The organism is Streptomyces sp. NRRL S-646, assembly GCF_000720765.1.
In the GTDB taxonomy this organism is placed as follows: domain Bacteria; phylum Actinomycetota; class Actinomycetes; order Streptomycetales; family Streptomycetaceae; genus Streptomyces.
In genome coordinates, this window is sequence record NZ_JODC01000016.1 from 78,076 (window position 1) to 103,210 (window position 25,135).

22 protein-coding genes and 3 pseudogenes are annotated in these 25,135 nt (G+C 68.7%); 12 read left to right on the plus strand and 13 right to left on the minus strand.

The features are described from left to right. Positions 1–133 precede the first annotated feature (133 nt). The 7 genes from IH68_RS0137015 (at position 134) to IH68_RS0137045 (ending at position 8,500) form a co-directional block, all read left to right on the plus strand. Positions 134–1,330, plus strand: coding sequence for a lipid II:glycine glycyltransferase FemX (locus IH68_RS0137015; protein WP_030944351.1), 1,197 nt, complete (start codon positions 134–136; stop codon positions 1,328–1,330). Further along, positions 1,327–3,000: a murein biosynthesis integral membrane protein MurJ gene (murJ, locus tag IH68_RS0137020; RefSeq protein WP_030944353.1), complete on the plus strand. Its 1,674-nt coding sequence runs from the start codon at positions 1,327–1,329 to the stop codon at positions 2,998–3,000. The genes IH68_RS0137015 and murJ overlap by 4 nt, the downstream gene beginning before the upstream one ends. Before the next feature lie 23 nt (positions 3,001–3,023). Further along, the gene (locus tag IH68_RS0137025) at positions 3,024–3,707 is read left to right on the plus strand and encodes a response regulator transcription factor (RefSeq protein ID WP_030944356.1); all 684 of its coding nucleotides are present in this window, start codon (positions 3,024–3,026) and stop codon (positions 3,705–3,707) included. Continuing rightward, a complete protein-coding gene (locus IH68_RS0137030) occupies positions 3,608–5,182 on the plus strand; it encodes a sensor histidine kinase (protein ID WP_078912775.1) in 1,575 nt (524 codons plus the stop codon). The genes IH68_RS0137025 and IH68_RS0137030 overlap by 100 nt, the downstream gene beginning before the upstream one ends. Continuing rightward, positions 5,179–5,793, plus strand: coding sequence for a hypothetical protein (locus IH68_RS0137035; RefSeq protein WP_030944362.1), 615 nt, complete (start codon positions 5,179–5,181; stop codon positions 5,791–5,793). Before IH68_RS0137030 ends, IH68_RS0137035 begins: the two co-directional genes overlap by 4 nt. Positions 5,794–6,170: 377 nt before the next feature. Next, on the plus strand, positions 6,171–6,965 hold the full coding sequence (locus IH68_RS0137040; RefSeq protein ID WP_030944365.1) for a hypothetical protein: 795 nt from the start codon (positions 6,171–6,173) through the stop codon (positions 6,963–6,965). After that, positions 6,962–8,500: a protein kinase domain-containing protein gene (locus IH68_RS0137045; protein WP_030944368.1), complete on the plus strand. Its 1,539-nt coding sequence runs from the start codon at positions 6,962–6,964 to the stop codon at positions 8,498–8,500. Before IH68_RS0137040 ends, IH68_RS0137045 begins: the two co-directional genes overlap by 4 nt. 57 nt (positions 8,501–8,557) lie before the next feature. On the opposite strand, the gene IH68_RS0137050 is transcribed toward IH68_RS0137045, so the two are convergent. The 4 genes and pseudogenes from IH68_RS0137050 to IH68_RS0137065 all read right to left on the minus strand — a co-directional run. Then, complete coding sequence (locus tag IH68_RS0137050) at positions 8,558–9,718, minus strand: hypothetical protein (RefSeq protein ID WP_030944370.1); 1,161 nt, start codon at positions 9,716–9,718, stop codon at positions 8,558–8,560. Further along, positions 9,715–10,086: a hypothetical protein gene (locus IH68_RS0137055; protein WP_030944374.1), complete on the minus strand. Its 372-nt coding sequence runs from the start codon at positions 10,084–10,086 to the stop codon at positions 9,715–9,717. Before IH68_RS0137055 ends, IH68_RS0137050 begins: the two co-directional genes overlap by 4 nt. 65 nt (positions 10,087–10,151) lie before the next feature. After that, entirely contained in the window at positions 10,152–10,637 is a 486-nt protein-coding gene (locus IH68_RS0137060; protein WP_030944377.1) for a hypothetical protein, read from the minus strand. Between the two features lie 193 nt (positions 10,638–10,830). Beyond that, positions 10,831–10,992: pseudogene (locus IH68_RS0137065) on the minus strand (LuxR C-terminal-related transcriptional regulator); the annotation flags it as partial. A 212-nt stretch (positions 10,993–11,204) separates the two neighbouring features. Between IH68_RS0137065 and IH68_RS53975 the strand changes: the two are divergent. Further along, positions 11,205–11,393, plus strand: a pseudogene (locus IH68_RS53975) (DUF397 domain-containing protein); the annotation flags it as partial. A gap of 488 nt (positions 11,394–11,881) precedes the next feature. Here the strand turns inward: IH68_RS53975 and IH68_RS50510 are convergent. Continuing rightward, positions 11,882–12,505 (minus strand): annotated as a pseudogene (locus tag IH68_RS50510) (IS5 family transposase); the annotation flags it as partial. Positions 12,506–12,548: 43 nt separating this feature from the next. Beyond that, positions 12,549–12,833, minus strand: a complete 285-nt coding sequence (locus IH68_RS0137075; protein WP_030944382.1) for a hypothetical protein — start codon at positions 12,831–12,833, stop codon at positions 12,549–12,551. 597 nt (positions 12,834–13,430) lie between these two features. On the opposite strand from IH68_RS0137075, the gene IH68_RS0137080 reads away from it, so the two are divergent. Next, on the plus strand, positions 13,431–15,140 hold the full coding sequence (locus IH68_RS0137080; protein WP_234341720.1) for a serine/threonine-protein kinase: 1,710 nt from the start codon (positions 13,431–13,433) through the stop codon (positions 15,138–15,140). 211 nt (positions 15,141–15,351) lie between these two features. On the opposite strand, the gene IH68_RS0137085 is transcribed toward IH68_RS0137080, so the two are convergent. From IH68_RS0137085 to IH68_RS58520, 5 genes are all read right to left on the minus strand, one after another. Next, positions 15,352–16,134 (minus strand): hypothetical protein, encoded by a 783-nt coding sequence (locus IH68_RS0137085; protein WP_030944388.1) that lies wholly within the window; start codon positions 16,132–16,134, stop codon positions 15,352–15,354. Positions 16,135–16,536: 402 nt separating this feature from the next. After that, complete coding sequence (locus IH68_RS0137090) at positions 16,537–17,484, minus strand: endonuclease/exonuclease/phosphatase family protein (protein ID WP_030944391.1); 948 nt, start codon at positions 17,482–17,484, stop codon at positions 16,537–16,539. Between the two features lie 625 nt (positions 17,485–18,109). Continuing rightward, positions 18,110–19,204, minus strand: coding sequence for a barstar family protein (locus IH68_RS0137095; protein ID WP_030944394.1), 1,095 nt, complete (start codon positions 19,202–19,204; stop codon positions 18,110–18,112). 231 nt (positions 19,205–19,435) lie between these two features. Then, positions 19,436–20,368 (minus strand): DUF6891 domain-containing protein, encoded by a 933-nt coding sequence (locus IH68_RS0137100; RefSeq protein ID WP_030944396.1) that lies wholly within the window; start codon positions 20,366–20,368, stop codon positions 19,436–19,438. Positions 20,369–20,608: 240 nt separating this feature from the next. Next, positions 20,609–20,800: an ATP-binding protein gene (locus tag IH68_RS58520; protein ID WP_234341721.1), complete on the minus strand. Its 192-nt coding sequence runs from the start codon at positions 20,798–20,800 to the stop codon at positions 20,609–20,611. Positions 20,801–21,621: 821 nt separating this feature from the next. On the opposite strand from IH68_RS58520, the gene IH68_RS0137110 reads away from it, so the two are divergent. Beyond that, a complete protein-coding gene (locus IH68_RS0137110) occupies positions 21,622–21,948 on the plus strand; it encodes a hypothetical protein (RefSeq protein WP_234341722.1) in 327 nt (108 codons plus the stop codon). 53 nt (positions 21,949–22,001) lie between these two features. On the opposite strand, the gene IH68_RS59925 is transcribed toward IH68_RS0137110, so the two are convergent. After that, entirely contained in the window at positions 22,002–22,280 is a 279-nt protein-coding gene (locus tag IH68_RS59925) for a hypothetical protein (protein WP_159403783.1), read from the minus strand. 727 nt (positions 22,281–23,007) lie between these two features. Here IH68_RS59925 and IH68_RS58530 point away from each other — a divergent pair. Then, on the plus strand, positions 23,008–23,760 hold the full coding sequence (locus IH68_RS58530; RefSeq protein ID WP_234341723.1) for a peptidoglycan-binding protein: 753 nt from the start codon (positions 23,008–23,010) through the stop codon (positions 23,758–23,760). A gap of 66 nt (positions 23,761–23,826) precedes the next feature. After that, positions 23,827–24,351: a hypothetical protein gene (locus tag IH68_RS0137130; protein ID WP_234341724.1), complete on the plus strand. Its 525-nt coding sequence runs from the start codon at positions 23,827–23,829 to the stop codon at positions 24,349–24,351. 318 nt (positions 24,352–24,669) lie between these two features. On the opposite strand, the gene IH68_RS0137135 is transcribed toward IH68_RS0137130, so the two are convergent. After that, on the minus strand, positions 24,670–25,128 hold the full coding sequence (locus IH68_RS0137135) for a hypothetical protein (RefSeq protein WP_030944643.1): 459 nt from the start codon (positions 25,126–25,128) through the stop codon (positions 24,670–24,672). Positions 25,129–25,135: the final 7 nt, after the last annotated feature.

Consider the following 25,135-nt stretch of genomic DNA (forward strand, 5'->3'; position numbering starts at 1 on the left):
ATGGGGCAATGTGACGGCGACTGGTGAGGAACGGTCATGGTCCGGTCACATTCGCCGCGCGGAGCGGTCATGGACCGCTGTGAACCTCCTTTGTGTCCCCGCGACGGACCGGGGAGAAAGAGAGGCTCAGACTGTGTCAGCGCTGCTCGTGCCGCCCAGCCGCGTGTGCCAAGCACGGGGCCGGGGCGTGGTCCTGCGCCCCATCACCGCGGAGACCTACCGCACCTTCCTCGCGACCCCCGACGGTGCCGCGCTCGGTGCCGGGTTTCTGCAGTGCCCGTCCTGGGCCGACGTCAAGGAGGGCTGGCGCGCCCAACTGCTCGGCTGGGGCCCGGACCCCGAGGCGGGCGCGCTGACGGGCGTGGCCCTGGTGCTGCTGCGTCAGTTCCCCGGCACCCGCAAGTACTTCGCCTACCTTCCCGAAGGACCCGTCGCCGACTGGAACGACCCCGACGTCGACGGATGGCTCGGTCCGCTGCTGGAACACCTGCGCCGCTCGGGCGCCTTCGCCGTGCGCATCGGCCCGTCGCCCGCCTATCGGCGCTGGGACGCCGCCCTGCTCAAGCCGCTCACCGGCCCGGGCCGACGCCTGGGCGACGTCCTCGCCAGTGAGGTCGACCCGCTCGGCACGGCCGTCGCCGAGCGGCTGCGAGCCCGGGGCTGGCGCCGCTGCGGTGGCGACGGGACCGGAGCGGACGCCGACGCCCAGCCCCGGCACGTCTTCCAGGTGCCGCTCGCCGGACGCACCATCGAGGACCTGTGGTCCGGCCTCAACCAGGAGTGGCGCCGCAATGTCCGCCGAGCCAAGAAGGAGGGCGTGGAGGTGGTGGTGGGCAGTGCGGCCGAACTCTCCGAGTTCTACCGGCTGCTCGGCATCACCGAGCGGCGCGACGGCTTCCGGCTCGGCCGCTCGCTCGCCTACTACGAGCGTCAGTACGCGGTGCTCAACGCCGAGGAACCGGGCCGGATGAAGCTGTACCTCGCCCGTCACCAGGGAGAGATCCTGGCCGCCCACACGATGATCACGGTGGGTCGCCGGGCCTGGTACCAGACCGGTGCCTCGGCCGACCACCGTCGCGAGGTCCGGCCCTCCAACGCCCTGCAGTGGCGGATGCTGCTGGACGCCCACGCCCTGGGCGCCCACGTCTACGACATGCGCGGGGTACCCTCCTCTCTCGATCCTGAGGAACGTGTGTACGGACTGCTGCGGTGGAAGCTCGGCACCGGAGGACAGGTCGTCGAGACGCTGGGGGAATGGGAGAAACCGTTGGGCGGCAGCGGCAACCACACGCTTTACCGCGCCTTCCAGGCGTACCTGAACCGCCGATGAAGCAGACGACACCGACGACGCCTGCGGCACCGACCACGTCGACCGGCACCAAGAGCGCGGAAGCGACGGTGACTCGGACTCCGAAGGCGGCCTCCGCGGCGCGCGGCAGTGCCGTCATGGCCGTCGGATCCATCGTCTCCCGGGCCACCGGATTCCTCCGGTCCGCCGTGGTCGCGGCAGCGCTGGGCACCATCGGGCCGGCCGCCGACGGCTACGCGGTCGGCAACGCCCTGCCCACCATCGTCTACATCCTGCTCCTCGGCGGCGCGCTGAACGCCGTCTTCGTGCCCGAGCTGGTCAAGGCCGCCAAGGAGCACGACGACGGGGGTGCCGCGTACACCGACCGGCTCGTCACCGTCTGCGTCGTCGCCCTGCTGGCGATCACCGCGACCGCGGTGTGGGCGGCACCCGCGATCATCGACGCGTACACCGACTACACCGGCGGGCAGGCCGCCACGACCACCGCGTTCGCCCGCTACTGCCTGCCCCAGATCTTCTTCCTCGGACTGTTCACGCTGCTCGGGCAGGTACTCAACGCCCGCGGCCGGTTCGGCGCGATGATGTGGGCGCCGGTCCTGAACAACGTCGTCGTCATCACCGTCTTCGGTCTGTACCTGGCCCTGGCCATGGGGCGCGGGGACACGCTCACCGGGACCGAGACCGCCGTGCTCGGCTGGGGCACGACCGCCGGTATCGCCGCCCAGGCCCTCGCCCTCGTCCCCGCCCTGCGCGCGGCCCGCTTCCGCTGGCGGCCCCGCTTCGACTGGCGCGGCAGCGGACTGACCCGCCCCCTGAGATCGGCCGGCTGGCTGGTGCTGCTGGTCCTGGCCAACCAGGCCGCCTACTGGGTCACCACCCGGCTGGCCACCACCGCGGGCCTCGACGGCGGCCCCGGATACGGCGCGTACAACAACGCCTATGCCCTGTGGGTCGTACCGCACGGCATCATCACGGTCTCCGTGGTGACCGCGCTGATGCCCCGGATGAGCGCGGCCGCCGCCGACGGGGACACCGCCGCCGTGCGGCGCGACGTCTCCCACGCCCTGCGCGTCTGCGCCTCGGCCGTCGTACCCGCCGCCTGCGCGCTGTTCGCGCTCGCCCAGCCGGTGATGGCCCTCGTCTTCGGGCACGGCAGGACCAGCGCCGACGACACGGCTGCCATGGCCGGGATCCTGATGGCCTTCGCGCCGGGACTCATCGCCCTGTCGGGCCAGTACGTCCTGTCCCGCGCCTTCTACGCGCTCTCCGACACCCGTACGCCGTTCCTGCTCAACCTCGTGATCGTCGCGCTCAACGCGGGACTGTCCCTGGCCGCCGCACACCTGCTGCCGGCGCGCTGGGCCGTGACGGGCATGGCGGCGGCGTACTCACTGGCGCTGTGCGCGGGCTGGGCGCTGACCGGCCGGGTGCTGAGTCGCCGGCTCGCCGTCGCACGGCCTGTGCGGTCGTCCGCCGCCGGTGCTCACGCACGGCTTCTGCTCGCCGCCGTCCCCGCCACCGCGCTGGGCCACTTCTCAACTCTGGGAACCGCACCGGCGGGGGCGGTGGTCTCCACGGTTGCCGGCGCGGCCGCCGTCGTCCTCACCTTCGCCCTGCTCGCCCGTCCGCTGCGGCTCACCGAACTCGACGCGCTCCTCTCCGGCGTACGCCGACGACGTACCCGGACCTGACCATCACCGAGGGAGAACCACCGATGCTCCGCGTGCTCCTCATCGAGGACGACCCTTCCGTACGCGAAGGGGTCGAACTCGGACTGCGCCGCCGCGGCCACGAGGTACGGGCGGCCGCGACCGGCGAGGCCGGCCTCGCCGCCCTGGCCGAATTCCGCCCCGATCTGCTGCTGCTGGACCTGATGCTGCCCGGAATGAACGGCGTTCAGGTCTGCCGGCAGGTCCGCGAGCACAGCCAGCTGCCGATCATCATGCTCACCGCACGCGGCGACGACTTCGACGTGGTCATCGGCCTGGAAGCCGGTGCCGACGACTACATCGTCAAGCCCGCCCGCACCGAGGTGATCGAGGCCCGGATCCGTGCCGTACTGCGCCGCCTGGACGACGGCGGCGCGGGCCGCCCTGCCATCGAGGTCTACGGCGAACTCACCATCGACCGGGGCGGGCTGACCGTCACCAAAGCCGGCCGGCCGCTCGCGCTGGCTCCCTCGGAGCTCAAGCTCCTGCTGCACCTCTCCGCCGCCCCTGAGCAGGTGTTCAGCAGGCAGCAACTACTGGAGCACGTCTGGGACCACAGCTACCACGCCGACGCCCGACTGGTCGACGCATGCGTCGCACGGCTGCGCGGCAAGATCGAGAACGAGGCCGGCAGCCCGCGCTACGTCCAGACACTGCGGGGCTTCGGCTACCGCTTCGGGCCGCTGTGATCACCGGCTCCGAGCGGTCGCGGTTCAGGGCGTTCGGGCTGCGCACGCGGCTGTTGTTCGCCTTCTTGCTGGTCGCCGCCGTCTGCGCCGGAACGACGGCCGCGCTGACCTACCGTGAGGCCCGCAACGCGCTGCTGCAGACCGCCCAGGACACGGCGGTCTCCTCGTTCCGCGACCAGGTCCAGCAGACGGGCTTCGGACTGCCCGTGCAGGAGGAGGGCAGCGGCCTGGAGGAAGTCCTGCGGGACATCGCCCGCAAGGGCAAGCCGCACCCCTGGGTGGTGTTCGCCGAGTACGGTTCGGTCCGCGCCTCCTCGGGCGAGAACCGCGTCTCCACCGTCATCACCCCCGAACTGCGCCGCGCCGCACGGGCCAACCCCCACGGCAGCTTCGAACGGGTCGTCAAGGACGGCGTTCCCTACCTGACCATCGCCATGCCCATGGTCTTCAAGACCGGCCCGGACAGCGTGCTGCCCAGCGGACTCGTCCTCTACGCCGTGATGCGGATGACCGACGAGCAGGTCAACGTCGACGCCCTCCTCATGGCCGCCCGGGACGGCGCCCTGCCCGGCCTCGCCATCGCGCTGATACCCGCCCTGATCGCCGCGCGCAGCGTGCTGCGCCCGGTGCGGGAACTGCGCCGGGCGGCCCGGAGCATGGGCAGCGGCAGACTCGACACCCGGATTCCGGTGCGCGGCAGCGACGAACTGGCGGACCTGGCACGCACCTTCAACGAGTCCGCGGGCGAACTCGAACACACCGTGCGGGAACTGCGCGAGGCCGAGGCACGCGCCCGACGCTTCGCCTCCGACGTCTCGCACGAACTGCGCACCCCCCTCGCCGGAATGCTCGCCGTCACCGAGGTCCTCGACGAGGACGCCGATCATCTGGACGCCGACACCGCCCGGGCGGTCCGGCTGGTCAGCGCGGAGACCGGAAAGCTCGCCGTGCTCGTCGAGGACCTGATGGAGATCTCCCGCTTCGACGCACGCGCGGCCGAGCTGAACGCCGACGAGGTCGACGTGGCCGAGGCCATCCGCAAGACCCTCCACAACCGGCACTGGACCGACGACCGGGTCCGCACCGAACTCCCCGACGGCATCCGCGCCCGGCTGGACCCGCGCCGCTTCGACCTCGTGATCGCCAACCTCGTGGGCAACGCCCTGCGGCACGGCAGCGCGCCCGTCACGGTACGCCTGCGCACCGAGGCCCGCTCCCCGGGCACGCAGGTGCTGATCACCGAGGTCGCGGACAGCGGCCCCGGCATCCACCCCGAATCGCTCCCGCACATCTTCGACCGCTTCTACAAGGCCGACGCGGCCCGCACCCGCTCGGCGGGCAGCGGCCTGGGACTGGCGATCACACTGGAGAACGTGAAGCTGCACGGCGGAGAGATCCGCGCGGGGAACCTGCCCGGGGGCGGTGCCGTCTTCACCGTCGAGATACCGCTTCACTCGGAGGGGGCCGGCGGATGAGGCGTGCCCGGACGCGCCGACATGCGGCGGCCGTTGCCATCGCGGCGACCGTACCGCTGCTCGGCGGCTGCGGTATCCAGGAGACCGACGTCATCGAGGCGGGCGGCCCCGCCAGCTTCCAGGCCTTCGTCAACCGCGACGTCGACATGCTGCTCTTCTTCCGTTCCCCCGACGGAGGTCTGAGCCCCGTGATCCGGACGACCGAGCCCTCGGCCGAGTTCGGTGGCGGATACACCGAGTCGGGCTCCGGAGGTCGGAAGTCCGACGACACGGCCGGCCCGGTACCAACGGAGAAGGTAGTCCTGGCGCTGCTCGGCGGCCCACGGGGCGAAGACCGGGCCGCCGGCCTGACCACCTCCCTTCCCACCGCCCGCCCCGGCGGGACCGTCAAGGTCGAGCGCTCCCCGGACGGCCGGGTCACGACCCGCCTGCCCCTTGCCCTGGCGGGACTGGACAGCACTGCGCTACGTCAGCTGACCTGCACGATCGCCTACAGCCAGGCCGCCGACGGCCAGGTCGTGGTGGAGCTGACGGGACAGGACGGGGCATCGAGGTCCGGCACGTGCGGACTCTCCCCCGGCAACGCCACGCCGTCCGGCACAAGCGGCTGAGAACACCTCACAAGGGGGCAACGGATCGGGGCGGGACGGGGAGACGCCCGGCCCGCCGGTCCCGGCACATCGCCCTACGCTCCACCGGCCCCCGCGCCCACCGGTCCAGCGAGGGGCACGGACGCGGCACGGCATCCCAGGACCTCGCGTATCCGCACGTCAGAACAGGTCAGAAAGGGAGGGCTCGCCCCATGGCAACGGAACGTGCACGAGTGGTTGCGGCCACGGCCGTGACTGGTGATGCTCTCGGTGTCGCACCGACCGAGGCGGACCGACCATCCGCCGCCGAGAGCCGCAACACCCATCCACGCACTCATGCCGGACCGGACCACAACCGCTCTTACAATCCTGGCGATCACATAGGGGGAAGACCCGGCATGGAAACGATCATCGTGCAGACGTCCGGTCCGTCGGGGCCCGGCGCCGTCGGCGCGAGCAGGCCTGAACTGCTGCACATGGGACCGGGCGACATGGCCGAGTTCGGGCGCGGCACGCCCGGCGGCCGGGACGTCTCCATCGTGCTGCCCGACCCCGGGATCTCCCGGCGGGCGGGACGGCTGGAGGCGGCCGAGGACTACTGGCGGCTGTCGAACTTCAGCCGCGAGACCGCGTATGTGGTGGAGAACCTGGAGGGGGCCGGCGAGTACATCACCGTCGCGCCCCGGCGGCTCGGAGCGCCGGTGCCCTTCGAGTTCTCCCGGGTCGTCCTGCCCGCGCTGAGTGGCAACGCCGAGTTCAAGGTGTTCGCCCCCCAGCACGCCTATCTGGACGAGTGGTCCGCGCCCGGTGCCGGTGAGCAGACCGTGCATCCCTACGCGCTCGACGTGACCGCCAAGTACTTCCTGGTTCTGGTGGCATTGTGCGAACCGCGGCTGCGCGAGCTGTCGGACAGCGCGCTGCCGGGCGTCGGGGACATCGCGGAGCGGCTGCGCCCGCTGGAGAGCTGCCGTGGTCTGACCCGCTCCGCCGTGAACTACCACATCGACTACCTGGCGTTCACGAAACTGCGCCTGGACATCGGCGACGAGCCGGGGGCGGACGGCAACGCCCGCACCGGCGCCAAACGCGCCCGACTGGCCTCCCTCGCCCTGCGCTTCGGCCTGGTGCGGGAGGAGCACCTCGCCCTGCTGCCGTCCCGTCGCCGGCCCGTCGCGCAGGAGACCCACGCGTGAGCGCGCCCGGCGCCGAGGAGAGCGCCCTCGAAACACCGCGCCTGCCGGCCGGGTTCCGCGTCGGCGGCTGGGAACTGGGTGCGGTCATCGGATCGGGCGCCTGGGGCACCGTGTACGAGGCCCGCGCGGTCGCCGACGGCACGACGATGGCGGTGAAGGTGCTGCCGACCGGCGCCCTGGCGCCAGGTCAGCGTGCCGCGCTCGGCGAACTGGTCGCGCGCGAAGTGCGGTTCAGTACCGAGGCAGACCACCCCCACCTCGTACGGACCCGTGCGGTGTGCACCGTAGACGCTCCGGAACTACCCGCCCTGGACGGCGCGATCGCGCTGGTCATGGACCGCGCCGAGGCCAGTCTGCGCCAGGTGCTCGACTCCGCCGGGGCCGGCCGACCCGTCCAGGGCGCCGTGCGTGTCCTGCGCGGCGTCGCCGCCGGGCTCGCCCATATGCACGGCGCAGGCTGGGTGCACGGCGACCTCAAACCCGCCAACGTGCTGCTGGGCACGGACGGCGAGGTGTGGCTCGCCGACTTCGGCCTCGCCACCGAACTCGACGGCACCCACGCCCACTTGCCGCCGCTCGGCACGCTCGACCATCTGCCGCCCGAGTGGTGGTCCCAGCGCACCGGGGCGGACGGGGCGGTGGTGCGGCCGACCGCCGACATCTGGGCCTTCGGCATCCTCGCCCACCAGGTGCTCACCGGCGGCCTCCACCCGTTCCCCGGCGCCACCGCCCGCGCCCGCTCGCTCGCCGCCCAGGCCTACGCCCGCGGCACCGCACCGCTGCGTCTCGACGCCGGACTCGACGACGACTGGCGCCGGCTCGTCGCGGACTGTCTGGCGCCGGACCACGAGACCCGGATCCGGCACACCGCCGCGAGCCTCGCGGCACGGATCGAGAGACTGTCCGGCAGGCGGGATCCGCGTCGGCTGCTGCCGGTTGCCGCGGTGGCCCTCGCCGGAGTCACGGCCGTCACCGCCTGGGTCGCGCTGCTCGGGGGTGGGCAGGACCGGGCTGGTGACACTCCTCGGCCCAGCGCGCCCGCGGTCGTCACCGGCGCCCACAGTGCGGCCGCCATCGGGGACATCCCCGAGAACTCCGACGTACCGAAGGCGCTGCGCCCGGTCATCGTGGCCGCCGCCCGGCGCTGCACCGACGCGGAGGTCACGCCCGCGCTGCTCGCCGCCATGCTCAAGGCGGAGAGCGGCTTCGACGCGAACGCGGCCCGCCCGGCGACCGAGGAGTACGGCATCGCCATGTGGACGCCGTCGGTCTTCCGGGCCTGGGCGGTGGACGGCGACGGCGACGGCGACAAGGACTACCGGTCGCCACCGGATGCGATCCACACGATGAGCCTGTACGTGTGCTGGCTCGACCAGCGTTTCAAGCAGGCCAAGCTGCCCGCCGCGGACCTGCCCGCGCTGATCGCGGCCGGCTATCGCACGAGCGACCGCACCGTCATCGAGGAGCGGGGTGTCCCCGAACGGGTGCGGCCGCATGTAGAGAAGGTGCTCAGTTACCTTGCCGCGTACCAGTGATGAGGTGCCGCGTACGAGAGGTGAGGCAGCGGTCCCCCGTGCTGCTGCCTCAACGCTTCAGCAGTCCCTGACGTCCGGCAGCCGGTTGTCGGGCGAGCTGATGTAGATGTTGGAGATCCAGCCGCCGTACTGGGGCAGATACGCCCACCAGTCATTCGTGTACGGCGGCACCGAGACCTCCTGCCCCCTCTTCTGGCAGCTCACCAACACCTCCACTCCTGCCGGGAGTTGAGTCATCGCAGAGGTCGAGGTGGACGGGTCCGGGCGGACGTTCACATGGTCGCTCCACGTGCCGAACCACGACCCCGCCGGCCGCGCGGCCCCTGGCACGTTCAGCGAACGCGTCAGCCGTCCGATGTCCGTGTACGCCTTCCCGTACGACGTCCCCACCGGGTGCAGGGTGAACACGGCCACGATGAACCGGTCCCCGGCGCCCACCGTCCCCGTGCTGTGCAGCGCGGGCCGGGTCAGGTCGACGTCCGCGGCGGCGACCGGGGCCGGGGCGGCCTGGGCTGCCGTACGCGATGCGGTCGCCGTGCCCGACGCCGTGCCGCAGGTGCCCTTCTCGTACGACGAGCCCGCCCAGCCCTGCTTCACCGCCCACGGTTTGTCGAACGCCCCGGCGATGCCGAAGTGCTGGTCGAAGTGGTCCGAGGCGCATCGCGTGGACTGGCGCAGGTTGCCCATCACGAAGTCGCGCACGGGGCCCGGCGCCGAGTCCAGGAGGTAGCGGTAGATCGTCACCGTGTCACGGGCCGAGAGCGAGGTGTAGCCCCAGTAGCCCTCGTAGCCGGTGGGCGGTGGTGCCGTGTCCTTCAGTCCGAGACGCCCGGCCATGCGGGTGATGATCGCCCCCTCGCCGTTCTCCTCCCAGTAGTGGCTGGCCGCGTCGTCGTAGCTGCTGCGCAGCATCGGCTCCAGCAGGGCCCGGTCGGCGGCGGGGATCGCGTAGTCGGGGCCTCGGTTCCACAGGAAGTCCAGCGCCAGCAGCAGTTTGACGACGGAGGCGGACCGGAAGCGGGTGCTCGTGTTGAGCTGCTCGGTGAAGGCGCCGGTCTGCCGGTCGAACACGGCGGCCCCGGCGGTGACACCGTTCGGCACCTGAACGGCCGCGGGTGCGGCCTGCGGGGGCCGCAGGGCCGGCGCGGCGGCGGCGGACCCCGCCACACCGCCGACGAGCAGCAGTGCGGCAGCGGTCGCGAGAAGCCTGCGCCTCACAGGTAGTGCTCCCTCAGGTTGAGCGAGTTGAGCGGAGTGAGGTCGACGAACCAGCCCTCCTGCGGGGGGATGGAATCGTGGCAGTCCCCGTTGACGGACTCGCACAGCTCGACGAGGGCACCGTCGTACTGGTTGTTGAGGATCCAGTGGTTGCGGTACTGGTTGTAGATGGGGTGGAACCCGTAGGAGTAGAAGATGTGGCTCGGGTTCGGGTTGTTGGCCGGGGTCACGTTCTCGGGGTAGATACAGACGGCGCCGTACGGGCAGCCGTCCCACGCGCCGCCTTCGGCCTGGGCCTGGCTTGCGCCGGTCAGCACGGCGGCGGTGGTGAGGGCGAGCGCGGCGGCGCCGCGTAGGAGTCTGCGCATGGTCGTGCCTTTCGCGTCGAGTGGTCGGGAGAGTTGGGAGCGGCTGAGGGGCGCGGCAGCGGGGTCTACCACCAGTCGGAGCAACGGATCACACCGTTCACGGCCAGCGAGCCACAGACCCGGAAGTTGTACTGCGGGTCGGTGCTGGTGCGCTTGAACGGCGTGGTCAGGCTCTGCCCGGCGGACCGAACGGTGAAGGGCCCGCACTGGAGCCAGGGCGACACGGCGTTGTCGTGGTCCCAGCCGTTCGCGCGCCAGTCCATCCATACGTTGTCACCGGGCCGGGTCTGCCCGCTGATCTTGCCGAAGGCGATCTGCTGGCCGACGTACACGCCCTTCTCCAGCGTGAAGCGGACGTCGCCCAGTTCGAAGTGCCGCGGCTTGTCGGTGTCGCCCTCGGCGTTGTCGGGATGATCCCGGAAGCCGCGGGCACCGCCCTCACAGTCGGCTGCCGAGGCCGCCGCGGGTTGCGCGGGCTGGACGAGTACGACGCCGGCGGCAACCGCACACAGAGCGGCGGCCGTGGCGAATGAGGAGCGAAGTAGGCGCATGAAGCCGTCTTTTCCTGACTGTGGAGGACGACCCCGCGAAGCGGGCGGGGCCGGGAAGACGACTCGAACACTAGGCAGCGGGTGGCCTCGGCGGTCCCTGACGAATGTCAGGGTGACGTCAGGGCGGGCTAATTCAGGTGGGCCCGTCCGGGCTTCGGGAGATGGACTCCGGGTCCCCCGGTGCCCAGGGGCGTCATCCTGGAGCCGTCACTGCGAGCCGCCCGTACCGGACGCCCTGCGTAGCAGCCCTCTCCATCGCCACCACCAACGCCCTGGTCCGGTCGTTCACGTCGAGCTTGGCGAACAGGCGGAGCAAGTGCGTCTTCACTGTCGCTTCGGCGATGACGAGTCGCCGCGCGCTGGGAGCGCCGGGTCGGTCGAACTCCACGACCTCTTGCTCGCGTTGGGCTGCAGCCTCATCTGCTGGAGACTCCTCATGAAGGCACGCACCAGATCAGAACGGCAGCGGCTCGGCACTGAGTGATTCTCTGTATCCCAGAGACCAGCGCCCAGTGAGAGTCTCGCGGATCGCGTCCAGATCACGTCACTAGGTAGAAGTCATCCGCCTCCGGAGGCGACGGAAACTGCGTCAAATTCGCCGCTTACGACAACGGCATCGCCATCCGCCACAGCAAGGCCCCCAACGGTCCGGCCCTCCTCTACGCGCGCTCGGAGATAGCCGCCATGATCGAGGGAGTCAAGGCCGGTGAATTTGACCATCTCGCGGAGGGGCAGCGCGCTCGGCCGTGCGAGTGAGTAGTTCGCTGAGCGGTTTTTCGGAATGATTGCCGAGGTAGCTTCGTGGCGACGTTGTCCTAGACGAGGCGGGAAACCATGCGTGCACGAAGAGTCTTCGCCATCTTGATCGCCACCCCTGTCCTGCTTGCCGCGATCGGAGTGGCTGGTGGATCCGCGGTCGCTATGCAAAAACCCGCCTCCAAGGGGTCAAGTGCTCGCCCCAAGCCTACCGCTGAAGCTGAAAGCAGGAACGGCGAGGTCAAAAGATCTGCCGATGAAGACACTGAACCGGAAGAAGCCCTACTCGGCACTCTCGGAGGTGAACTCCTCGATCGCGTTTCTTCCAAAAGGGCGTAAGGGCTCGTAACGCGATCATGATCGTGTTACGAGCTCTAGGAAGTGTTTGAGCTGTGGTTACAGCGACTGCCGCATCAACGTGAGTTGGACGGTCGCCTCGTAGCGGACAGCGAGCTTGTCGTACCTGGTGGCCACGCCCCGAGCCTGCCGCGAATTGCGCGGGAAGAGTACGCCCGGTCGGCGATCACGCGAGAGGGCCGGGTGCGCGGGCGTCCGCCGTCCGTTCGGGCGACGCGGATCTTGTCTACGAGGCGGGTGAACTGCGGGGCGTCCCCGCGCTGCCCGCCGGTGACCGTGACGGCTAGGACGTGCCCGGAGGCATCCGCCGCCAAGTGGAGCTTCGTGGACAGGCCCCCGCGCGAGCGGCCCAGCGCATGGTCGTCCGGCTTCGCCGCAGGTAGGCCGCACACGTTGGCCCGGATCGTGAGCCCCTTTTTGCGGGCTCCGGCGGCATGCTGATGGGCCCGGCAAACCGTCGAGTCGACGGAAACCACCCACTCGATCACGCCATCTGCATCGGCCTTGACCTGGAGTTCTTGCAGGACGCGGGCCCAGGTGCCGTCGATCTGCCAGCGCCGGAAGACCGAGTATGCGGTCTCCCACGGCCCGTACCGCCCGGGGACGTCCCGCCATGGCGAGCCAGTCCTGGCCCGCCACCAGATCCCGTCGAAGACCTGCCGCCGATCCCTCGGCGGCCGCCCCGTCTTCGGTATCGGCGGCAACAGCGGCTCCACCCGCTCCCACTGTTCGTCTGTCAGGTCCCCACGAGCCACATCTAGATCGTTTCACCGGCGTGATCGACGCCTCAAGCCCGTGTCAGGACGCCGTCTCCCCTGTCTCTGCCTCGTCATCCGAGCCGTACATCTCGACCAGCAGGCGCTGGCGCGCCGCCTTCAGACGCTCGTCGTAGTTCGGCATGAAGATCTCAGCGAGTGTCGTTTCCAAGGCCCCGGAGATCGCGTAGATCGGAGACCAGACTGCACGGTCCGTCTTCAACAGGTCATCCAGCACGTCGGACTGGTGCATCGCTTGATAGAGCCAGTCCGACAGCACAAGAGCCTGATCGCGCGTGAATTCGATGGTTATCGGTTCCTCTGCCACGGGGGGAACAGTATCCAGCACACCCGATGACCGCCCGCGTGGGGCAGGCGGCGCCGCGCCAGGCCCCATCAGCCTCTACGAGCACATCTCAAACACTTCCTAGCGCCACCGTGCCGGTCGCCCTGAACTCCTCGGCCACTACAGCGAACTGTGGTCGGGTCAAGATCTCTTCCTCGCGGAAGTAGACGGCGATCCGGCGGCGATGCAGGCAGAATCGGGCAACTTGTCGCCGAGGGCGGCGGCGTCCTCAAGCGTGGGCTTGACCGGCATCCCGGAGGCCCCAGCTACATCACGCCGGTCGCCGCGGCCAGCGGCAGCACCCGAGGATGAGTACCAGCGCGGCAACGCGAGCGTAAGGGCCGTCATAGACTGCAGTTTCCAACAGTTCGGCCCGGTGACAGGCGGCCGGCACGAGCACCCCGTAATCGTCAAGGGGGATCTGCCGCGTCCGCGATCTCCACGCCCCCTGACCCGCGCGACAGAAGTAACCGATTCCCTGAACACACGCGTGGGCTGGGGTTAACCTCGTCTTCCACTCGCGTGAACTGACGTGCGTCGAACGTGACTTCGGGGGAATTCTTGTCAGGAGAGCGGCCGGTGCCGACGGACGATGCGGCTGCCGCGCTGCGGCAGACCGGTGCCTGCCCACTGCGGGTGGGCGACCCAAGGCGCGTCGGCCCCTATGCGCCGATGGCACTGCTCGGCAGTGGTGGCATGGGACGGGTCTTTCTGGCCCGTCCCATGGACGACAGCCCCGGTCTGGTCGCGGTGAAGGTGATCAGGCCGGAATACTCGGAGGATCCCAGGTTCCGGCGCCGGTTCGAGCGGGAGGCGTCGGTGCACGCCCGTCTTCGTACACCGCACGCAGCACGACTGTCCGGCACGGGCTTCGACGACGAACTGCTCTGGATGGCCACCGAGTACCTCCCCGGCTTCGATCTGGCGGAAGCCGTACAGGAGGACGGTCCCCTGGAGCCAGCAGCGGTCTGGCGGCTGGCGGCGGAGCTGGGGCAGGCACTCGCAGACCTCACCGTCCAGGGAATCGTCCACCGGGACCTGAAGCCGTCCAACGTACTGCTGTCCGTCCGGGGCGCGCACGTGATCGACTTCGGTATTGCGAAGGCCGCAGACGCGAGTGCGATCACCGGTACCGGAAACCGGGTGGGGACTCCCGCCTACATGTCGCCCGAGCATCTGAGGGAGGGACGGTCCGACACGGCGTCGGACGTGTTCTCGCTGGCCGGAACGCTGGTCTACGCGGCAACAGGGCGGGCGCCGTTCGGCGCAGGGACCGGCGTCGACGTGATGCACCGGGTGGCGTTCGAGGACCCCCATCCCGAGGTGATCGGTCAGATCTCGACGGCGGACGCGGAGCTCGGTTCACTGCTGACCGCCTGCCTGGCCAAGGAGCCCGAGCGGCGGCCCACCCCACAGGAACTCATCGACGCTGCCGGAGCGCGCGCCGTCCTGTCCACCTGGCCGGACCCACTGGGCGGCAAGGTGCTGGCCCGACAGCGGGCGTACGAGGCGCTGCACCGCATACCTGTCGCAGGCATGACCCGTTTAGGGTCTCCCGGTGGCCTGCCGCCGCTCCCGTCCGCACAGACGCCCGAACATGCACCACCTGTCATCCAGCCCCCGGTCAAGGCCGAAGGCGGCCCGACGAGAGCCCCTGCCCAGGCCCGGAGAAAGCCGTGGCTGGTCGCCGTCGCAAGCATCGCGGCCTGCGCCATTGTTGCGGTGGCCTTACTGCTCACACGCCAGGACCCTCCCGCCACCGACTCCGCGAAAGGCGGTGTCACAAAGGCCGTCGGCACCGCGCCCCGTGGCGACTCCAGCGCTCAGGTGTCCCCAAGCACGAACGGACAGCCCCGCCCGAACGTCGACGGCGTCGCAGTCGAAGAGCACGAGAGCAAGACCGGCTCCGCCCTGCGGCCCGGCGCTTCGGGCTCAGCCGACGACCAGCACGACGACGCCTCTGCCCCGGGTTCCACACCGGACACCTCCCTCTCCCCCGCACCGTCCGCCGACAGCCCGTCCGCCGGAGCCGACACCACTCCCTGGCTCTCCGAGTGCACGTACTACTCCGGCAACGGACGCACACGCCTTGGCGACAGCGGCAAACGCGTACAACAGGTTCAGTGCATGCTCACCAAGCGCGGATACAGTGTGGGAAGCACCGGCGTGGACGGCGAGTTCGGACCCGACACGGAGACCGCGGTCCGCACCTTCCAGACCGACCGGGGGCTGAACGCCGACGGCATCGTGGCACACGACACATGGAGCGCGCTGCGCAGCGCTGCTTGACGCTCCGGCAGCCCGCTCGCCGGAATCGTTCCGCCGATCACGCCGTCCGCCAGGACGACAACTCCGACCGCGGTATTGGGGCGATGAAGGTGCGCCTGTGGGCGCCGAGGACGACGGCACTCGAGGCGGTCCGCTGCGGCGCGCTCACTGCTGTCCTCGGTCTGCGGTTTCAGCAATCGGCAGCGAGTGACGGAATCCCGGCGCGGCGTCGTCAGGGCGCCAGGTCGTGGGCGAGGGCGATCAGCACGGCCTGGGTCTTCATCTCGCCGGTTCGCGGCGGGTCGACGTCGCGGTTTCGCAGCGCCTGTGTGAGCAGCTTCTCGGTCGTGGCCGCGTCGGCGACGCTCACACGCACCGAGACCTCAAGGAAGCGCAGGTCCTTGATGGTCCACTCCTCGATGGCCACGGAGGGGTCGAAAGTATCCCAGTCCTGCTTCCACCTGGTGGCGTGCACCGGGCCAAGCGCCCTTAGACCCTTGAGGTCATCTTTCTCCAGCCCCATTGCATCCCGCAGGAGGTGACGGTGCGGCTTGGCGAGGAGCTGGTCCAGCGCCCCGCGCTCAGGCCTGAGCGCCGACTCGACAAGCTCGTCATCGACCTGCATGTCGGCCTGGAGCGACGCGGACAGGACGGGCCTGAAGGCGGGACCGGTCCGGTCCTCCTCGATCTTGAACTCCCAGTCCTCGTCCTCGTCCTTGAGGTTCTTCTGCCACTCGGGCGGCAGCGGCGGGCACGGCCGCAGCTTGACGGTCATGTCCATTTCACGCTCGGACCCGTGGTCCTCGTCGTCCATGCGCAGGCGGAAGCTGACCCCGCGCTGGAGGAAGGGCAGCGAGATGCCGTCGCTGCCCTTCCTCGGGCTGTCCCAGAAGTGGATGGTGCGGCGTCGGCCCTCGCCACCCTGGAGTTTGAGCGCAGCGGTCGCCTCCCGGGCCTCGACGCCGGAAAAGCTGATCTTGATTTCCGCGGCCGTGGCCGTCAAGGTCTCTACCATGGTGCCGTTATCGCACGATGTATTGGCTTGCGCACCCTGAGTCACCAGTTCGGTCGACCAGCGACTCCGCCCTATCCGCCTTCCCCGGGCACGCACGCGGTCGACCGATTCGTACTGCGCTGAGCCGAATTCTGGGCGGCCGCGAGTGGTCGACCTGGTCACCGCCGCGATGCCGGACGCCGGGTACGTGCGAGGTCGCCGGGGCGGTCGCGGCGGGTGGTCGGAGGTGGTCTTCGCGGGTCGGGCGCAGCGGACAACTGACTCGCGCACAGGCACCTCACTGTGATTACGGCATCGCTGGAGTTCTTCCTACGCGCCGCGTACGTGCTGCCGGACCCGGGGTGCGCCGGGATCCAAAACAGCGAGGTTACGGCTCTCCCGTCGACCCCGGCCGGCGACTGCTCAGGACACGTCGAGCTCGAGAATGACGGGGCAGTGGTCCGATGCCTTGGGCTTGTCCTGCCCAACCCCCGGGAAGCGAGGGCCCTTGTACCGCGTGGCGCGCAGCGGGGTCCCCTTGCGGAAGATCTCCGGGAGCGCCTGCGGCGCCGCCCGAGCGAGTGATGCCGACGGCAGGAGGTAGTCCAGTTGTCTGTATTCGTCGCCGTCATCCCAGTAGTGCGTCCACCGGTCTTCCTCGGGCAGGCGGGCCACGACGTTCTCGACCTGGTCCCAGGTGACCAGTTGATCGATGCCGGAACTGCCGTCGCCATCCGGCTCCAGATAGTCGTTCAAGTCGCCCAGGACTACAAACGTATGGTCTCCCGGAGCCTCGTGCCCGAATCGGTCGGAGACTATGTCCATCACCTTCTTGGCCTGGCGTTCCCGCTTCGCCCGGGTCTGCGCCCGCCCGCCGAGCATTGATTTGAAGTGGTTGACGAACAGAGTGACCGACGTTGTCTGCCCCTGGTTCACCTCGACCTCTATGTCGACCTCGAGGCAGTCACGGGAGAACAGTGCTGCCGTCGGGCTCGCGGGGTCCATGAGGTGCTGGTACGAGCGAATACGTGTGATCGGCAGCTTCGACAGCACGGCGACGTCGATCAGTCGAGGATCGTTGCCGTCGACTCCGGCGACGTAAGGGTATTCCGAACGCCCGCCGAGGGCCTGGGCCCGGAAATGCTTGAGGGTGTCGACGTTCTCCACCTCTTGTAGGCACAACACGTCGGCCCGCAGCTCCCGAACCGCTGCCCCGGTGATTGCCTTGTCGTCCACGCCCAGTTCCTCGAAACGGGTCTGGTCGACAATCCACCCCCGGGTATTGGCGGTTGCGGGATCGACATCGGCTTTGAACCGCCAGCGGGCAAACAGGTTCTCGACGTTGAATGTGGCCAGTCGCAGCGTTGTCATGGTTGCTCCCGAGAAGACCGGGACTGGAGTGGGGCCGCCGCAGAACGGGCTGGGTGCTGGCGCGGAAGGAGCGAAAGACACTCTGCCGCCTTTGGCGTTCGCCGGGAAGAGCACGCCTGCACCGATACAAACAGTCTCCCGCGGGGCACGACGACTGGCAAACGCAACCGGGAGCAGTATCGACCGTCGCAACGGAGCGTGCAGCACCCTGGCGCTGCCCGAACTCACGGCCGTCCTGACTCCGAATGCGAAGGCGCCTCGCCTGGGTCATGGAGAGGACGGATATGGCGGGTTCCCGGTCGTGGGAGACAACACCGCCAAGTCATCTCGAAGTGCCACGGCGTCGATGTTCCCTCCCGCGAAATGACGGCGCCGGCCTCGCCGTTCCCTTTGGGTACGGCGGTTGTTGAGGCGGAAACACGAAAGCACCTTCCTGGCTCGGGGCGATGAAATCCAGACGCCGACTGGGGAACCCCGAGGCCATCCACCACCGGTACTCCGCCGCTCGAATAGGACAGTCCGATGCCCTCGGCCAGCGTGAAGGGCGCCTCACGGATCGTCAGGAGCGCTTCGCCGGGTGCGGCTTCGCGCCGAACCATCCCTTGGCTGCGCCGGTGCCAGCAACTCACGCCAGGGTGACGTGCATGCCGCCCTGGGCCAGGACCTCGAGGACCACGCCGAACAGGTCGTAGGGCTGACCGTCCGGTGTCAGGGCCTGGGACAAGTGCTCGCGTGCTGTCGCGGCTTCGCGCCAGAGCAGGGTAGCGGGGGCGGTGTAGCCGAAGGTGCCGCGCAGGCAGTCGTCGAGGGCGGCCAGACAGCCGCCGAAGTAGCCGCCCGGACCGTTCACGGCCTCGCCGAGCGCCAGGTAGAGGCCCGGCTCGTCAGTGACGTCCCGGCCGTCGAGTTCGTAGGCGTGACCGGTCGGCCGGTCACGGTGGGTGCGCCGGCAGGCCCGCTCTCGTACGAGGTCGAGCCAGGCTCCGCGGCGCCGGGTGTCGAGGCCGGCCCAGGCACCCTGGGTGTCCGGCGGCCCGGCGAACCACCGCTCCCAGATGGGCCGGGCGTATTCGGGAACGGCCGTGAAGAGCTCTCCGTCGAGCTCCAGGTCGATCCGATCCGTCCCGTAGGAGGATGGGCGCCAGGCGCTGACTCTGGCCCAGAGCAAGCGCTCGGTGAGCGGCTCGCCCTGGTCGTCCTGTATTTTCAGAGCGGCCTGCTCCAGGTCCAGCGCCCGCCGGGTGCCCTCCATCAATACCGCCCGCGGATGATCACCCTGGGCGAGCCCCCGCAGTACGAGCGGGGGCGCCGACTGTTTCGGCGGCAGGACGCGGGCGAATTCTCGACAGGAGCCCAGCCAGCGGTGCCCGTCGTGCACGCGAACTTGGCCCCTGTGTCCCTCGGGTGGCCCTTCGTAGGCGTCCAGGCCGGTGAGTACGAGACTGTCTGTTCCCAGGGGCTGGCCTACGCTCTCCGTGTCCTCCAGCAGCCAAGGATCGAGCGTCTCATCGTCCGGCACCAGCCACACTCGGTCGCCGACCCAACCGTGCACTTCTGCCTGTGGAACCCAGCCGAACAGCTCGTAGGTCCCCCGCCGGGGCTCCCCGAACAGCCCTTCCACCTCGGCGCAGACGCCCCAGGCATGCCCGTGCTCCTCCTCAACCAGCGTGTACCGCGCGCGCCCGCATTGGCCCTCGTCTTCATGCACGGTGGGAATCATGCCGGGACCAGGTTTCCACGGCGAAGGCATTTCCCGCGTAGTCGGTCGCGATGCCTCAAGTCATCTGGTCCTTGGCCATGCCAACGTTGCCGGTCTTGTGAACCCAGCACCTCTGATGGCGGGCTTCGGGGGAACAGTTCGGCCATAGGGCATCAAGACGACAGAGTGCTACTAGGCAGCCGTCACCCTCGCCTCACTCCTCATGTGGGTCTGATTTTTGACGGTCGGTCGCTAGCCGACCAGGCGGCGGCGCCAGTCCAGGGGGGTGACAGTGATGGCCCGGCCGGGGTCATGGTCCCACTCGGCGTGGAGACCGACCGCTTCGAGTGCGGCCACGACCTCGTGGGCAATGGCTGCAGTGGTCTCGGACGAGCCGTCGAAGCCGCCGTACAGGAGCGTCAGTCCGTGGCCGGCTGCGGCAGAGTCCGTGCACTGGGTGTGGAAGTAGACGAAGCCGCGGGCGTCGGGCCCGCCTTCACCACCGATCTCGGACTGGCCACAGCTACGGCAACAGGTGAAGTTCTCGCGGGCCGTGATACCGGCATCCTGCAGGGCGGTGAACGCGCGGGTCAGCCGCTCAGGATCCGTCTCGCCCCGCCACCTGGCCTGCTCCGCAACCCGCTCCAGCCACAGCCGGTCGGCCAGCGCCTGTGCCTGCTCGCGTGAGACGGGCCGGCGGTCATTGGTGACCAAGTACTCCTCAGCGAGCTCGGCCAGTTCGGCGCGAGAGGCGTAGCCGCCAACCAGCACCTCACGGACGCGCTTCTCCAACTCCTCGCGCTCGTCTTCGCCGAGGTCGTCTTCGCCGAGGTCGAGCGGCGGCACCTCGTGGGCGGGGCCCATGTCCAGCACCGACCAAGCCAGACCACCGTCCCATCCGGCTTCCTGGCGTGCCCAGCCGGCAATCGCCGCAATCACGACCTCGGGCCCGTCGACCATCACCTGGAACTGCCGGTCAACGGCACCATCGCGGTACTCCAGCGTGTAGTCACCACCGGCCTCGTGCCACACCTGGGCGAAGACGTCAGGCAGGTCGGGTATCCGCTGGACCACCAAGAACCGGTCACCGTCACCACCGATCCGCCGGACCAGCCCTCCCAGTTCCTCGGCGGACACACGGACGTGCCGCTCCCAGTTCTCCGTCTTCACCACGATCTCGAGCATGCGCAGACTCTGACATACCCCTCTGACTGCAGACCCCTCGGGACCCGCGACGCAACTGCTGCTGCGACGGCTCGACCAGCCCTGAAACTGGACAGTCGTTGGCCGAGGTTTGACGACAGTCCCTAGTAGCCTGCGGCCGTGTCTGATCCAATCCCCTTCGCCATGCCCACCCGTTTCGACGGAGCCCGAGATCGTGTCGCAGTTGTCGTTCCAGGTGTCGGTTACTCGCCTGCCAGGCCGCTACTGCACTTCGCCCGGAACGTCTTGCTCCAGCACGGCGAGCTCGGCAAGGATGCGGCTGGTCTTGGTGAAGCGGACGTCGGCGCTTTGGCGGACGGCCTGGTGGCCGAGGGCCTGGGCTGCGGGCAGCATCGGGTAGGCATTGAAGTCAGCCTCCAGAGTGGCTTGCTGCTCGAACCTGGCTTTGCGCAAGGTGGCGTTCGAACGCGAACCTCTCACGGCGGGTGATCTCGTCGTGGCAGAGGACCTGCAGGAAGTCCAGGTGTCCGAGTTCGCCCTTTCTGGGCCTGGGCGAGGCGCGCGTTAAGGATTTCGAGCATCCCGGAGGGCCGCAAGGTCTGGAGGGAGTCGCGCAGAGCGGTGATCACCACGCTCATCGAACGGCCTCCTCGGCGTCATGGTGGCCTCGATTGTCGGGGACGCTGCCGCGACTCTGGGTAGGGGTGGTGGCCACGAACAGACCCTCGGGCCCGTGCAGGAAGGCTGAGGCTCGGCGTCGCCGGTCTCGGGTTCCCGGTCGATCTCGGTGCCGGCGATCAGGATGCCCCTGACAGTCCGGTAGATCGCCCACCGCGATCGCCTTGCGGCGGGCAGCCTCCAGCCGAGTGTCGCCGTACTGCTCCCGCAGCCCGAACACCCCCGGGTGCCCCCGAGCCGATAGAGGGCGTCAGGCGCCGATTCCTTTGACAGGTCGGAGCTTCGGGGATCCAACGGGGCGCAGTTGTACAGTCGTTGCTGATCAGCGTGGCGCGAGAGGCGCTTCCGTGGTGACTCCTGGAGAGACGCGCACAGATGTGGTCCATCGCCGACGACGCCGAGCGAGCGCAATGGAACTTCGTGCCGTTCGAGGCCGTCGGCCCGCTTCGGTTCGGCATGAGCGCTGAGGAAATGGCCACGGCGATGGGTGCACAGGGATTCGCCGGCACTCATTCGTCCATGACCCGGCCGCACGGTGCTCTGGTACAGAGGCCGGCTTTCGCTCCAAGGAGGCACCGCTGTACGAGGAGGCCGTCATGGTGTACTCCAGGAAGTCAGGCGATCTGGCTGCCGTCGCGGTTGATGCCTTGTGTGGACCGCAAGTCTGCATCGATGGGCTTCGCCTGGTCGGCCGTGTGCCGTCCGAACTTGCGGAACAGCTCCATGGATACGGTGAGAACCATGGCATGGTGCCCACGGTCTCTGTTGAGGGCGATGCAATATCGGAAGAACTCGGACTGCTGATACGGGCCCAACGAGCTGGCGACTTCCTCCTGACGAGGGCCTTCTTCGTCGCCAACTTCCAAGACTGGGCGCACACCGTGCACGACTGCGTTCCGACCGGTGAGTGGGACATTCGCTGACGCCGAACCAGCGACGCAGCTGCTGCTTCATCTGCAGAGTCGGCGGTAGTTGATCAAACTTGCGCCGATGGCAGCGAATGGGAGGAAGTGTTCTGCCTTGCGCTCGCAGCGTCGGTACAGGCCGCGGCATCCGGCAAGCCAGGACGTTGGGTTGGCCGCGTGGGGAGGTGCCTGCCGGCGCAGCCGGAGTTCCACGGGGTGTTCAAGCCGAGGGTGATTGCGTCGAGGTCCTTCATGAGGGCGTCGGCGAAGTTGCGCAGTCCGTGGCTCTCGTCCGCGCGGGCGTCGGTGATCCACTGGAGCAGCCGGTCCGCGCTGTGGGTGGCCATCATGGTGGCGACGTATCGGATGTGTCCGGTGGCGGCCTCCAACTCGGGGCAGCGAGCCTTTGAGGCGCTTCTGCTCCCAAAGTGCCGCAACGCCCGATTGGGTGTACGACGGTTGTAGAGCACGACCAGGAACAGGGCCCTGGAACACAGGCTCATTGCATCGACTTTTGTAGCAATCTTGCTGACCGTCGGTGGAACTGGCGGTCACCAGCTGCAGCAGTGACGACGATGGTGGCTCGAAGTCGAGTCCGGCTTCCAGCGGGACGACGCCTCAAGCCCCCTCACAGCATCTGCCCAAGCAGCAGTAGTCGCGCCGGGGCGGACAAGAACAGAACACGGAGCGCAAAGACCTCCTCAGCTTCAAGATCGATGACCGCTCGCAGGTGGATTCAGTGACATCTGGGCTGTCTGGACGATCAAGAACCACAGCTCGGGAAAATCGGGCTGCGGCTGGAACTGGGAGGCTATCGACTCGACAGGCAAGCGTGTGGCCAAGTCGACGGAGTGCGTGACTGACGTCCAGCCGGGCCAGACGGCGACTGGTGAAGATGTCACGTCGCTCAAGACTGCAAACGTAGATATGCAGAAAGTGCTTCAAGCCGCCCTGGTCGCACTGGGCCCCGACAGGACTGTCCGGACAGTACCTGTACTTCCGCAGAAGTCAGGTCGCGTCAGCGGGCGGTGCATGCCGGCTACCCACCAAGCAGGCTATTCAGACCAAGGAGGCGCCATGACACGCACGATGTACGACTCGACTGAGCCCAGCAAGATCCCATCCGGTGCAACGATGGTGGCCGGGTATGTCGACGGTAAGTACGCCAACATGGACAAAATGAAGACGCGGTTCCCGCACTCGAAGCGGATATCGATCGCGATCAGCCGCCACACCAAGGGTCAGGTCCTAGATGTGGAGCCCAACTGCTGCTGGCCGCCGGAGGGCGCGATCTTCTGGTGCACCCACACCATGGCCGGCACGCCCAACAACGAGCTGACGGTCTACTGCAATACCTCCACATGGCCCCAGGTGCGTGCGGAATTCCACAAGCACGGGGTCAGCGAGCCGAATTATTGGGTGGCACACTACGACGGCGTGGCCCAGATCCCAGCTGGCGCCATCGCCAAACAGTACCAAACGGTCAAGAACACATGGGACAAGTCAGTGGTGGTGGATTTCTGGCCCGGCGTGGACGGGCCAAGCACCGAGCCCGGCATGCCACCTGCCGCTCAGCCGGAATTTGAACCGTTCCCTGGTGCGTCTTTCTTCCACACCGGACAGAAATCGCCGATCATTGCCGCCATGCACGATCGGCTCATCGCCGAAGGCTGCAACCGGTACCAATCCAGCACAAACACCGACGTGTGGGGATCGGGTGACGTGAAGTCCTACGCCGCCTGGCAGGAGAAGTGCGGCTTCTCGGGCAACGACGCCAACGGCATACCTGGCGAGTCCAGCTGGGTCAGGCTCCACGTCCCCAACGTATGACCCGTCTACTGGATTCCCAATGATGGTTGTCAGGCAGCGGGCCGTAGGCTGCGGCTCCTGGAATCGTTGATCATTACCGTCCGCGAGCAGAACGAAGCTGCCCGTTTCCTCGCTTGGCCGGGTGACTTCGACCTGGACCGAGGCGACCATGTCGAGGAAGTTCACCTCGCCTCGGGTGCCGCGCTTGAGGGGTTCGCCGGCGACGGTGCCGGAGGAACATACTTCTTCTGCGGTGAAGGCGGCGAGGAACGTCCGATCCTCTATGCCGACTCCGAAGGGGGCGCCGCTCTGGTTGCGATCGGCCTGCCTGAGCTCCTGCGGCTGCTGTTGGTCGCTCCGTGGTGGCGCGACTGCCAAGCGTTCACGGACGAGGAAAGTCGCGAGCTCGCAGCCGGGTACCTGGAGGACATGCCGGACCTCGTCGCCCGGAGAGACCGTGCCGCCGCAGCACTTGGTCTCGACCTTCCGGACCCGGCAGATGCCTTGGCCCGCTTGCGGGAGGTAGCCGTTCGGGTGGGAGAGGACTTCGTGCTCATCTTCACGCCGGAGGGCCACCCGTACGAGCCCGCACGGGGTGGCTGGCGGAGCTGACGGAGGTCTTCCCGCCCCCTGCACGGGACGCGTAGCGGCACGGTGGACGTCAGGGCCGCTGCGGGTGTCCACCGCGTCGGAGAGAGTTACCAGGACGATGTCAGGACCGTTGCGCCGCCTTGGGTCCTGACATCTTCGTAGTTGCCGGGTCGTTGACCGGTGGACACGGTGACCCGGTAACTGCCCACCGGTCGGTTGACCACTGGCGGTAGTGCGCACTCCTCCACTGGGGGGTGTCCACTGGGGGCGACGAAGCCCCCGCCCCTCCTGGTCGTGGAGGAGCGGGGGCTCGGTACGTGCGCTCAGGTCTGGCGCCTATCAGGTTTGGCACTGGGAGGTCGCGGCACCGGCCCAGTTGCTCCAGGCGCCTCCAGCGGGCCTGACGTGGACGCGGATCTCGACCTTGACATTCACCGGGCCGCAAACGCGGTCCGTGTTGCCGATCTCGATCGGGCCCACGGTAGAACGTCGCTGGACGAGGGTGCGTCCGTTGCCGATCTTTACCCAGTGGCCGCCGGAGACGACGCGGAAGAAGGCTTCGTACTCGACGTAGGCGGCGTGCGGTCGCGTGTTGGTCACGATGGTGTGGGCGGTGATGTTCCGCATGAAGACGTGACCGTCCTTCCACCGCTCCGCGCTGATGCAGCCGTTGGCGGTGATGCCCTGGGTGGAAACGGAGCCACCGCAGGCGATGGCGGCGGCGTGGGCGTCTGCGGGGACAGCAAGCACGGTACACGCAGCAGCCGCCAGCGTGGCTGCGAAGCGATTCAGGCGCATGGTGACG